This window comes from Streptomyces sp. NPDC051664 (genome assembly GCF_044453545.1).
In the GTDB taxonomy this organism is placed as follows: domain Bacteria; phylum Actinomycetota; class Actinomycetes; order Streptomycetales; family Streptomycetaceae; genus Streptomyces.
In genome coordinates this window covers 1-11,826 of the sequence record NZ_JBITCU010000068.1, presented here as the reverse complement: position 1 = coordinate 11,826, position 11,826 = coordinate 1, and the positions used below count along the sequence as shown (strand labels likewise).

Here is an 11,826-nt window from a genome sequence, read left to right as displayed (position 1 = left end):
GGGTGTGGGTGTGGGTGTGGGTGTGGGTGTGGGTGTGGGTGTGGGTGTGGGTGTGGGTGTGGGTGTGGGTGTGGTGGGGTGGGTGGTGGTGAAGAAGTTGGTGTGGGTGAGGTAGTTCTTTGCTGTGGTGCCCAGGGTGGTGGCGTTTTTGGAAAGGGTCTCGCTGATATGGCGGCCGGCGAAACCGGCTGCAGCGGTATCCAGTGAGCTGCTGAACTGGCCGGTGGCCATGAGGTTGTAGAACGCCTCACCCGCGGTCTCGCTGCCGGCTTCGGTGGTGTTGTGCGCGAGATCGCGACTGACAATACGACCCCAGTCACGGCCCGCAAGCGCAGCGGTACTGTGCGTCAGCGCGGTGCGGGCCGCGGCCGACAGAACATGCGCCGGGAGCACCGCCAGAGCCGTATCAAGCCGCTGAGCCAGATCACTCCTGGCGTGGTGAGTCAAAAGAGTGTCGGCCCATTGCCGCCCCGCCCGCTCGGCCGTCGCGGACTCCACACCCCTTAGATGACGGACGAAAACCTCACCGGCACCAGCAGTGAACTCCTCCCGCGTGACCGGATCGATGATCTCGCGCATCCGCAGGCGCTGCAACGGCTCCCCCGCCAGACCCGCCAGATCCGCACCGAACCCACGCCCCACCCCCGCGGCAGGCAGAGCCGGGACCACCGGCAACCCCGCAACACCCGAAGCCCTGACAACAGCACCCGCCGGAACCACCGGCACAGGCATATCGTCAGCAAGACGGTTGAACAGACCCCGCTCCAGCGCGAGCTGAAGATCACGGCCCACCGCCTTACTCAGAGACTTCCCGAAGAACGCACCCAGCGGATGCGCCAGCGGCGAGAACACCCCGGTCACCGCACCAGACCCCAGAGCCTGCCGCAAAAACATCCCGCCCTGACTAGAGTGCTTGCCCTCCCCCGCCAGCGACCACTGCGTCAACAACTCCATCGCCCCGCCCAGGCCCACCTCCATGACCTGATGCGACGCCAACACCATCGCGCACCGCCCGACCACACTCCGCAGAACCGCCCGGTACAACGCCCGCAAAAACGTCTGATCAATCACCGCCCTGACCGGATTGAACACCGCCAGGACCAACGTCAACGCCCACTCGAACTGAAACTCCGCCACCTGAAAAACAATCATCCGGTTCATATGATCGACCTCATACGCCGACTCACGCCCGAAATCACCCAACCCCGCAGCAGTCTTCTTCAACTGCTCCAGCGCCGCCCGCCCATCCCCACGATCAAACACCGACACCGCAGACCCATACGCCTCACCCCACTCACCCTCCACCGCCCCACCCACACGATTCCTGACCCGCCCCGCCTCCTCCTGAACCCCCCCAAGAAACCGCGCCAGATCCTCATGCGGAACCACAACCTCACTACGAATACGCGCCGCATCCGCCCGCGGCACACGCATACCCGTCAACAACACCACAACAGCATCAACAGCAGGATCAACCACCACCAAAACCCCCACACCAACACACACACATACGACACACCAACCAACCCCAGCAAACCCCCAACAGCGTATAGGACTGTGTCTTATGCGGCCTCGGGAGTGTCTACTGAGGATTTCGGAACTGTAAATCGTTCGGCTCCGTTCCGTAGTCGGTGGTGACGGTCGGTGATGGGCATCGTTGAGGTTATATGCGAGAAGTCAACTCCCTTGTGGCAATGGTGTTTTCAGGACTCTCGGCTGGTCATCGAGGATGTGGCGGATCACGGCGAGGTGATCCGGGTCATCGCCCGGACCCGGGATGTGCCGGTGCCCTGCCCGGTGTGCGGGATTCCGGCGGGGAAGGTACACGGGTGTCACGTTCGGACAGTGGCGGATGTGCCGGTGGACGGTCGGAAGGTCGTGGCCCGCGTCCGGGTGCGGCGCTTGCTGTGCTCGGTCCTGGGATGCCGGCGGCAGACCTTCCGCGAGCAAGTCCCCGGGCTGATCGAGCGCCTTCAGCGCCGCACCACGCGTCTGACCAGCCAGGTCTCGGAGGTGGTCAAGGAGTTGTGCGGCCGGGCGGCCTCCCGTCTCACCCGGTTCCTTGCCACGCCCGTCTCCTACGCCACCGCCCTACGCCTGCTGCGGCGCATCCCCCCGCCGACGGTGCGCGTCCCGCGGGTGATCGGGGTCGACGACTTCGCCCTGCGCCGCCGTCACCACTACGCCACGAGCATCATCGACGCCGAAACCGGGGAGCGCGTCGATGTCCTGCCCGACCGCGAGGCCGCCACGTTGGAAGCATGGCTGCGCGGGAAGAACACGGTCGAGGTTGTGTGCCGGGACGGCTCAGCCACCTATGCCGAGGCGATCCGCCGGGCACTGCCCGACGCGGTGCAGGTCAGCGACCGCTGGTGTCGGCGTACGGGCTGTAGTGCAGAGGTATGTACGGGCTGATGTGCAGAGCTTGAGACCGTGTCAGCTGACGGCGGTGACGCCGCCTTCGATGGCGGTGAGGCGGTTCTTCAGCCGGTAGCTGGCGCCGTTGATCGCGAGGATCTCGCAGTGATGGAGGAGGCGGTCGATGATGGCGGTGGCCAGGACGTCGTCGCCGAAGACCTGCCCCCACTCGCTGAAACTTTTGTTCGATGTCAGCAAGGTGGAGCCCTTTTCGTAGCGCTTGGAGAGCATCTGGAAGACGAGGTTCGCCTCGTCACGCTCCAGCGGGAGGTATCCAACCTCGTCGACCACGAGGACGTTGGGCTGCAGGTAGGTGCGGAGCTTGCTGGCCAGGCGGCCGATGGAGTCGGCGGCTTTGAAATGGCGGACCATGTCGTCGAGGGTGGTGAAGTAGATCGTGTAGCCGGCCCGGCAGGCGGCCACCGCCAGGGCGACCGCGAGGTGTGTTTTCCCTACTCCCGGCGTTATCAACGGGGCCTGAGTCCCTCTCTTCTATGTATGCGACGAGCGTCACCGTGAGCGTTCTGTGTCGTTGATGCATTGCTACTGAACTTGATCGGGTGATGTCGGGTCGTTCGCCTGCCGGCGCCTGAGTCGGGTCGGTAGTTGTGGTTTGTGAGATACGCGCAGGGCGGCGGCCTGACCGATGCGAAGAGGGCTGCGAGGGAGCGGGTTCGGCTGGAGGCGGTCGGTCTCTTCGAGGGCAGTGCGAAGAACAGAGAGATCGCGGCTGCGCTTCGAGTGAGTGAGCGGTCTGTGGAGCGCTGGCGTCGGCAGTGGCGGGAACGGGGCCAGGAGGGTGTCCGGTCGAAGGGCTCACCTGGGCGTCCGAGACTGTCGAGTGTGCAGATGGCCAGGCTGGAGCGGGAATTGGAGCGTGGCCCGCTCGCTCATGGCTGGGCGGACCAGCGGTGGACGTTGGCCCGGGTGAAGACGCTGATCGGACGGTTGTTCCACGTCAGCTACACGGTGGAGGGGACATGGCGGCTACTCAAACGCCATGGCTGGTCCTGGCAGCAGCCGGCCCGGCGGGCGATCGAACGTGACGACGGGGCAGTGGAGTTGTGGAAGAGGGAGGTGTGGCCACAAGTGGCATGAGCTCGGGGTCCCTGCGGTCGCCGGGTTCCTGTCCTGGCTGCGCAACGGCCGCACCGTCGAGCACGCCCTGGTCGAGCCCGAACAGGCGCCCGCGCCGGAAACGTTGGAGGCACGGCTGGCCGCGTTGATCTCCTTCTATCGCTGGCAGGAGGCGGCCTTCGCAGTTCCAGTCGCGGGCCGGCTGATGCGTGGGGCACCGCGACGGGCCCCGGCCCGCGGCCTGCTCGCGCATCTGGATGCTCGCACCGCGCCGGGGCCGTCCTCGCTGGTCCGTGTCCGCAGGCATCGGCATCGCGGACGGCAGCCTCTGCTGCTGCCGACCGAGATCCAGGCGATCCTGGACTGCTGCGCGAGGCCGGATGCCTGGCTCGGCGAGTGGGCAGGGAACCTGCGCGACCGGCTGTTGTTCGCCCTGCTCGCGGAGACCGGCATGCGGCTCGGCGAGGCCCTTGGCCTGCGGATAGGTGACTTCGTCATGGGCCGCGGCGGCACTCCCTATGTCGAGATCGTCCCGCGCGAGGACAACCCGAACGGGGCCAGGGTGAAGATGATGCGCCCACGACGGGTCTATGTCGGCGCGGACCTGGAGCGATTGTTCGCCGACTATCTGACCCATCTGGCCCGCCGGGCCGCCGCGTTGGGCATCGGGATTGGTACGCACTCGCCGCTGCTGGTGAACCTGACCCGGCCCCCGCTGCTGGCAGCCCTGCGGGAGGGAACGGTGCGGGACAAGACAGCAGCCCTGCGCAAGAAGGGCATCGGCCCATCATCGTGGACACCGCACTGGTTCAGGCACAGCCACGCGACCGCGCTGCTGCTGGCCGGGACGCCGGAGTGGGTGGTCTCGCGCCGACTCGGACACGCACACGTTCAGACCACGCTCGACCTCTATGGCTAGGTCGGGGAGGACGAGGCCCTGCGGGCCGCGGCGAACTGGAAGTCGTACGTCTCTTCCTGGCAGGTGACCGATGACCGGTGAACACCACCACCTGCATACCGTCGGCGGCGAGGATCCCATCTGGCACCTGTGGTCCGAACTGCCCGAGCCCTGGAAAGGGCCGGTCATCGGCGACGACATCGAGGACTGGGACAGGATCACCGAGAACGGCGACCGCAGTATCGACCTGACCGGCCTTCCCGACCCGATGCCCGCCGAACTGGCCTGGATGTCGCACTGGCAGGCCCTGGACGGGACCCGCTCGGCGGTGCTGGGCACAAACCAGCTCGCGAACACCCTCCGCCGGGCGATGAGCGAGAATCATCCCTTCCCACCCTCGATCCGGGCCATGGACTGGGAGACGGCCGCCGCCCTGCAGCGATGGTTCTATGCCACTCGTTGGGCCGGCTGCCGCCGCACGGCAGCATCGCCCGGCTGCGAGTGATCTTCCGGTTCTCGCGTCTGGCCCTGCTGGTCCGGTGCTCGGACGGGCCCTGGTGGATCCTGGACGAGTGGCATCCGAGATGCGATCCCAGCATTCCGCTGTCGGAACATGAACCCCAGGCCCACTACGGCTGTTCGCCCTCCAGGATCAGCCATCCGTGGTTGCGGGAGGCGGTGAAGTGGTGTCTGGGCACCCAGTTGGAGGCCGGGATCCTGCGCTGGTCGACGGTGAGCCAGGAGCGGATGCGCTGTTTCGTCCGCTTCGACCGGTGGCTGTCGGCGTTCTCTGATCCGCTGGACGTCCTGGGCGATCCCGCGCATGCGGTCCAGCTGGCCGCCGCTTTCCGCCGCTGGGACTCCGACCCGGCCAACCGGCTCACCCGCCGCTCCGAGCGGCGGTTCGCCCACAAGCCGGTCCACCCCCGCCAGATCAACGACGACCTGCGGGCCGTCGCCGAGTTGTTCGCCTTCGTTGCGGCGAACCCTGCCGAGGCCCGCCAGGTCCTCGGAGTCGATCCGCGGTCGAGGGTCACGGACGCGCACGCGGCAGGCTGGTTCCGTCAGGTCTCGCGCATCCCGCACCAGCGGGACCTCAACGACGAGCACTACGTCGACGACCATGCGCTCGCGCAGATCCCCGCGGCTCTGCCCCTGCTCGGGTTTGGCCGCTATCCGCACCTACCTGTTCGACTGCCTGTCCGCGGTCCCTGAGAAGACGGTCGATGCTGCTGAGGGCGAGGAGGTTGCCCGGTTCCACTACGCACAGAGCAAGATCGATATTGCGCCGGACAACATCCTCGTCGACCGCGAGGTCGTCGCGGTCATCGAGGAACAGCAGCAGTGGATCCGCGAACACTTCCCCGGGATCACTCCGCGTCATCTGATCATGCAGCGGACCGGCAACCGCCAGGGCGACAGGCCCTATCCGTCCGGGACTTACAACTGGATGCTCCGCGAGTTCAGCAAGATCGTGAAGATCACCGACAGCAAGGGCAAGGCGGTCGGCCTGAGCCACACCCACCGATTCCGTCATACCAAGCTGACCAGGCTTGCCGAACTCGGCCTGCCCGTCCACGTGTTGATGCGCTATGCCGGGCATGCCACCCCGTCGATGTCGATGCACTACTTCGCCGCCCGCCAGGAACACGCCGAGCAGGCATTCCTCGCCACCGCCAAGCTGCGGGCGGACGGCACCCACGTCACCTTCTCCCGCGACGACCACGACAGTCTCCACCTGTTCAACCGGGCCGACCGGTTCCTGCCCCATGGCTGGTGCATGCTGCCTCCGCAGCAGACCTGCGACAAGGGAAACGCCTGCCTGACCTGCTCGGTCTTCGTCACCGACGCCTCCCACCAGCCCGCTTTGGAAGGGCAGTTGGCCGAGACCTCGGCACTGATCGACCGCTCCACCGCCGCCTTCCAGGAGCGTCACGGCCGTCCCATGCCCGAGGACAACGTCTGGCTTCTGCAGCGGCGGGCTGAGCATCCGGCCCCGACCCGGCTCCTGGAAACCATCGGCGACAAGCCCCATTGCGCCGTCCAGGGCGCCGGCTGCGGCACCACCCCGGCAGGCCCGGTCCCACTCGCCCTCGACCTCGACCGCCATCGAAGAACTCGGCAATGACCGACGCCCGAGCTAAGCGCACCCAGACCCTGAACGCCGCCGCAAAGGCGAAGTCGCAGGCCAAGACGAAGGCCGCCGAACAGGCAATCCGCGCTCTCATCAAACGCAGTCAGCTGATCACCTTCCAGGCCGTCCAACGCGAGGCCGGCGTCTCTCACGCCTTCCTCTATAACCATCCTGACCTGCGCGGACGCATCGAACGCCTGCGGTCTCAAGCCCGCCCTGTCCCTGCACCGGCCGCCCCCGCCGACACCGAGAGCACCCTCGTTCTCGCGCTGACCAGCCAGATCACACGCCTGAAGAAGCAGCGCCGAGAAGAAGTACAGGCCCTGCGGGACGCGCTGGAGCAGGCCCACGGAGAGAACCTCCTGCGACGAAAGTCGCGGCGTGCGGCGTTGATAGCGCTCCAGAACCCCCGGCAACTGTCCCCTGAAAGTCTGGCGACAACCGCGGGTAGGACACACCACTACGGCGGACCCGCACGACGACAACTACGCGCCGCTCGTCAGCAGGCACATCCACCACGGTCCGTTCGTGGTAGCCGTGGACGCGCGCCGTCTCCACACCGCAGAGAGTGCAAGCTCTCGGAACCTCCGGTGTCCGTGCCCGCACCCGGATCAGCTCGCCCTCGTCCGCCACGTCCTCGATGACCAGCGGCGACAGTCCCGAAAACACCGCACTCACAAGCTCGTTGACATCACACACGTACTGCCAACGACGCCAGTCGCTCTGCGTCACCACCGGAAGTGAGGCTCTGTCTCACATCCGGTGGTGACTGAAAGTCACGGCGGCGACGAAAAGGCCATCGATCACGAATCCGCAGGTCCGTGCACCACAGCGGTCGTTCCCTGGGGCCGACCGATCGGCCCGGCGTCTGTCCGTGAGAGTCCGGCGCGACAAGCTCAGCGCCCCCGATGCGCTGCCATCCGCTTCGAAGCATCAAGGTCAGAGCACCGGCCGCACTCTCTGCAAGGTAGAGGTACCCCATACTCGCGATCCGTCACCACCGGATGTGAGACAGAGCCAATCGATTGACAGACCCACACTCAACTGACCAACAGAGGGGGCATGGTCAGAGCTTGGCAGCCATCGCGAAACGAAAATTGTCGCGCAAAACGGTCGAAAATTATTCAATCGTGATATTTCGTGCGAGTGCTTGAATGTTGCGCCTTGCATACCTAACATGTATGCATCAAGTCACGGGCATCTCAAGGATGAGTGCTCCAGTCGCACAGCTGCATTCGAGGAATCGTCTATGCGGATTAGCTCTGGGGGCATGGACCAGGACCTGGAGACGGACTCTGCTGTTCAACGCTCGGCCGCGCTCGTGGTCATGATGTCCTGCGATCCGATCTCGAGCCTGGAGCTAGCTGCCCGTCTTCGGCGGACGAAGCGGTTCGACCTCGTTGTCCGCCCCTGGGGCGATCAGCTCGGCTACGAGTACTTGCACCGTGTAACTGGGGCACTTGCTCTCCTCGAAGCTGCAGCGGCTGAGCCTTCCAAGGACCTGGAACAGCGCGTGCGTTCCTTGTCGTTGCTCGCACCGGTGGTCGCCATCGTCGACGCCATGGCCGACAAAGCCGCCGTGCTGGGCGCCGGCGCGATTAATGTCCTGCTGAGAAACACGAACGAGCTTGACCTCGCGGCTCGGATCGATGCAGATATTCGGTGGCTGAGACGAATATCTTGCGGACCGAATCAGGGTCCTTCTTCCCCTGTGGGACGAGGCCTGCTGCGGCCCTACCGTAGGCAGTCACTACTTCTGGAGACCTTGCTCCGTCACCAAGGTCCACTGTGCTGTCATAACCTGCGATGGCTTTACGGCCATCCTCGCGCGCCGATGACCCTGCCCGCCCTGCGTGCACGCATCGAACGACTGGCTCCCCATCTCACAGAACTCGGGTTCGTCTGCCACAGAACATCTCGTTGGGGCGCAGACACATTCACGGTCCGCCCAGTAGGCGTACTCCCTCCAGGTGATGTGAAACCCGGTTCTCCGGCCTGACCTGCGACGGTATAGGCAAGAAGCAAAGAAACCAAGCCTATTCAGACCGAGAACGCTGGCTCCAAGCGACGTAGAAAATTACATCTGTATGTCGAGCCGAGGTTGCCGATACCGCATTTTCGCATTGCTTAACATCCAGGGTACATGCCTGTGACATCGAACTGCCAACATCGTGACCTGTGAGTGATGCGAGTGCTAGCCTCGCAGGAGTTCGGGCAACTCACTGCTTCTCCGCCTGGTGGCGAAAATAGCTATTGGAGTAGGGAGTTTATATGTCGGATTTGATTGCTCTGAATATTGCAGACTTGCATCGCGCAGCCGGTGGCTTGGATAGTGTGACTCTGGGCATTAGTTCGCCTACTAGCTTTCTGGAAGCCAACACGGTCGCAGCTGAAGACTCCTTCGGAAGCGGAAGTCGCGGATATGATGCATATACTGAATACGGACGGGCTCGCGACGGACTCACTCAGCTAATGGTCCGTATCGTGGGCTCGTTGACGGCGCTCGGGGGGCATCTCTCAGCATCCGCAGCCGCTTATAATGCGGCACAGCACCTGGCGCTCAGTGAGACGCAACCCACCGGCGTCCGGCGCTAGCCAGTGGATATCAATGGTGTGGTATCTGGGTGGGTGGCATCAGTGCTCACGGAATTGGGTGACCCTTCCTCGCTACAAGGGCATTCTGAGGTATTTGCAAGCAGTGCAGACCAGTTGCGTATTGCGCAGGCCGAGTTGACTGAAAACCCTCCGCCGTGGGAGGGGGGTGACGCCGATGCTTATGCCGAGGCACTGCGCTGGCATCGGGACGTGATGGATCAGACCGCGACTTTATTGGAAACTACTGGAGAGCAGGTGGACGACCATGCGAATAAAGCTTTCATTATTGTCAAGGAGATAATTGGTATCATTCTAGAAATTCTAGAGATTCTCCTCGCTGGCCTAGTGCTCACTTCCATATTTTCGTGGCTGGCCGACCTTATCTGGATTCGCATTTTGCCCTTGATGCACCGCGCGATTGAGCTTCTGGTCAGATTCCGTGAGATGCTGGCACGCTTCACCGTTTTCATGCGCGATGTGGGAAGTCGGGCTGGCAGGATGGGCCAGAGGGCAGGAGCCTTCATTGGTGAGTCCGTGGAAAGCCTGGCCGTAGACTATCTCCCCGCGGAGGTTCGTGCTTTTCCGGGCTTCTATTTGGCCAGCGCGGTTCCAAATTTGCTGAGCGGACGCCCGGTTGACTGGAAGGCAAATGCTTGGCAACTCGGTATTTTCTTTGGTTTTGACACAGCTCTTGGCATGTCCGCAGATCTTTTGGAGAGAACTGTAGCCGGTAAAGCGCTGAAAGAGCTCGTCGAAGGCACCAAGGTGCCTAACAAACGGACGTCCTCTGATACCGGCCAACCGGGCGAAACCTCACCGTTCGACGCTGCCGTATCGCCCTTGGTTTCCAATATCCCGAGGGAAGGAGCTGCGGCATCGTCAGGATCGGAGACATTGGCATCCGGATCAGCTTTGCATCAGGTCGCCCCGACCACTCGCGATCTTTCGGCTGGCATGCGGGAACCACTTGCAACAGGTTCCTCGACGGGAACCTCTGCTGGGGCTGCGAAGATCGTGCCTGCCGAGGAAACACACCTCCTCAAAGTCGGCGTGCTGGACAAAGGCGGGCAGGCCGAGACCTCTTTCGCGGGAGGGAAGGAGTCTTCTCACTCTGTCATGCCTGAAGTGCCTCTTGCAGCCGGTCGCCCGTTGCCGGCCGAGGCGCCAGCCAACTTGCCCGCGGATCTCGCGGAGGCAGGAGCATTGCCCACACTTGCACGTTCACCGGAAGCGGCGCCCGCGGTACTCGGCCTTCCCGAAACGCGCGTCGGGGACTTCCTCCCGTCGCAATACCTCTTCCCTAGCTCAGACAGGCTAGCTCTTAGATCGGACCTGCATAGTCCCAGCGGTTCAATGCACAGCCCTGCGGCACGGTCCGAGCGAAGCGTCGTGGAAACCAACACGCTGCCCGATACGAACGGTGGTGGAAGAGTCCACGCGACTTCCGAAGTAGGCACAGTCAAGGCGACGCCCGTACGGAATAGGAACACCACACCCGGTACGCCCCACGTCGCCGCTCCAGGTCGGGACACCACCCGACCGCCTGGCGGGACAAGCTCAGACGGCGTCGATGCCATTTCTCGCAGAGTCAGTACTGACACCGGAAAGTCTCAGGCTGTGACGGACGTCGAGACTGGCGTCATGCCCGGCAGCGGAGGTGCAGGGGCCGAAAGTGGCAGCGCGCTCAGGACCGGATCTCACGGTGCCGAAGATCCGGGCAGCGCACACCTTCCTGATCCTCCTTCTATTCAAAGCCGCTCTGGAAGTTTGCCCAGCGGAGAGGTGCCGGAGGTGCCCGTTCTTAAGCCCCTGGAGAGCGGCACTGGTGCTGGCAGCGAGGGAACAGACAGCCGATCCACGCAGTTCACACACGACACGATGACGCACGCTGCGACAGGCGTGCGGAGCGCAGCACAGACCGCGCCGACAAGCGAGAGGCTGGCACACAAGGTTGAGACGATCCTCAACCCGGGCGGAGTCCCAGCCAACGAACCTGCCACTGCCCTTGCGTGGACCGGCAAAGACCCGAACGTTGCAGAATCGCGGGTTCCCTCCCAAAGCGACGCGCCTATTGAGGCTTTCGATAAGACCGCATCGCCGGTGGATTCTCCGTCAAGGGCGTTGACGGAGAATGAGGTGACGGCAGGGAGTGACCGGATGCAGGGGCCGAGGCCCGAAGAGCAGCCGAAATCCACTGCGTTGCCCGACGTGTCTCCAGCCGCGGCATGGAACAAATTCGAGGGCAAGACTGCGAGGGAGGCCCTCTATGCCGGACTCAGGGAAGGGTTGAACATTACACTGGGCAACCTGATGACGAACGGTGCGGTAACCAATATAATGCACACGAAAATGACCCCCGGCCAGTGGGCGTTTGAGCTGCTTGGCGGAGTTATCGGCGGGACACGCCATGGGCTTTACAAGGGTTTGCCTATAGGTGAGAAATGGGCTTACAGAAATCAAAAGGAAGGTGACCTTGTCCTGAATAGGTGGCTTGCCGAAATACCCATTCAATGGTCATACTACTCCGCTTACATGGTACTTAAGGATGCAGTGAAGCGCGGGGTGTTCGGATCTACGACGCCAACTGAGCTGAGCTGAATCCCTAACCTCAATGCCGGTAACTTAGGGCGTTTTTATCCGCTTGACCCGTTTGGGCTTGGTGGCATTGACGATGGTGACGGCCGGGGCGGACGGGTGTTCTGCA

The 11,826-nt window shown here is 63.6% G+C and carries 7 protein-coding genes and 4 pseudogenes; 8 read left to right on the top strand and 3 right to left on the bottom strand.

All coding sequences use genetic code 11. From position 1 onward, the window contains the following. Positions 1–1,479 (bottom strand): hypothetical protein (locus ACIA8E_RS40795; protein ID WP_399307002.1); only part of this gene is annotated, 1,479 nt, incomplete at its 3' end. A gap of 218 nt (positions 1,480–1,697) precedes the next feature. Here ACIA8E_RS40795 and ACIA8E_RS40790 point away from each other — a divergent pair. Next, positions 1,698–2,373: pseudogene (locus ACIA8E_RS40790) on the top strand (ISL3 family transposase); the annotation flags it as partial. Positions 2,374–2,436: 63 nt separating this feature from the next. On the opposite strand, the pseudogene ACIA8E_RS40785 reads toward ACIA8E_RS40790, so the two are convergent. Next, a pseudogene (locus tag ACIA8E_RS40785) lies at positions 2,437–2,889 on the bottom strand (ATP-binding protein); the annotation flags it as partial. Between the two features lie 144 nt (positions 2,890–3,033). Between ACIA8E_RS40785 and ACIA8E_RS40780 the strand changes: the two are divergent. The 6 genes and pseudogenes from ACIA8E_RS40780 to ACIA8E_RS40755 all read left to right on the top strand — a co-directional run. Then, on the top strand, positions 3,034–3,516 hold the full coding sequence (locus tag ACIA8E_RS40780) for a winged helix-turn-helix domain-containing protein (RefSeq protein ID WP_399307000.1): 483 nt from the start codon (positions 3,034–3,036) through the stop codon (positions 3,514–3,516). Beyond that, positions 3,461–4,414 (top strand): tyrosine-type recombinase/integrase, encoded by a 954-nt coding sequence (locus ACIA8E_RS40775; RefSeq protein WP_399306997.1) that lies wholly within the window; start codon positions 3,461–3,463, stop codon positions 4,412–4,414. The genes ACIA8E_RS40780 and ACIA8E_RS40775 overlap by 56 nt, the downstream gene beginning before the upstream one ends. A 70-nt stretch (positions 4,415–4,484) precedes the next feature. Then, entirely contained in the window at positions 4,485–4,898 is a 414-nt protein-coding gene (locus ACIA8E_RS40770) for a hypothetical protein (protein WP_399306996.1), read from the top strand. Next, on the top strand, positions 4,853–5,608 hold the full coding sequence (locus ACIA8E_RS40765) for a hypothetical protein (RefSeq protein WP_399306993.1): 756 nt from the start codon (positions 4,853–4,855) through the stop codon (positions 5,606–5,608). The genes ACIA8E_RS40770 and ACIA8E_RS40765 overlap by 46 nt, the downstream gene beginning before the upstream one ends. Next, entirely contained in the window at positions 5,559–6,521 is a 963-nt protein-coding gene (locus tag ACIA8E_RS40760; RefSeq protein WP_399306991.1) for a tyrosine-type recombinase/integrase, read from the top strand. The genes ACIA8E_RS40765 and ACIA8E_RS40760 overlap by 50 nt, the downstream gene beginning before the upstream one ends. Next, positions 6,518–6,820 (top strand): annotated as a pseudogene (locus ACIA8E_RS40755) (DUF6262 family protein); the annotation flags it as partial. The gene ACIA8E_RS40760 and the pseudogene ACIA8E_RS40755, both read left to right, overlap by 4 nt. 69 nt (positions 6,821–6,889) lie before the next feature. On the opposite strand, the pseudogene ACIA8E_RS40750 reads toward ACIA8E_RS40755, so the two are convergent. Beyond that, positions 6,890–7,196, bottom strand: a pseudogene (locus ACIA8E_RS40750) (transposase family protein); the annotation flags it as partial. Between the two features lie 1,968 nt (positions 7,197–9,164). On the opposite strand from ACIA8E_RS40750, the gene ACIA8E_RS40745 reads away from it, so the two are divergent. Further along, complete coding sequence (locus tag ACIA8E_RS40745) at positions 9,165–11,720, top strand: hypothetical protein (RefSeq protein ID WP_399306988.1); 2,556 nt, start codon at positions 9,165–9,167, stop codon at positions 11,718–11,720. Positions 11,721–11,826 lie beyond the last annotated feature (106 nt).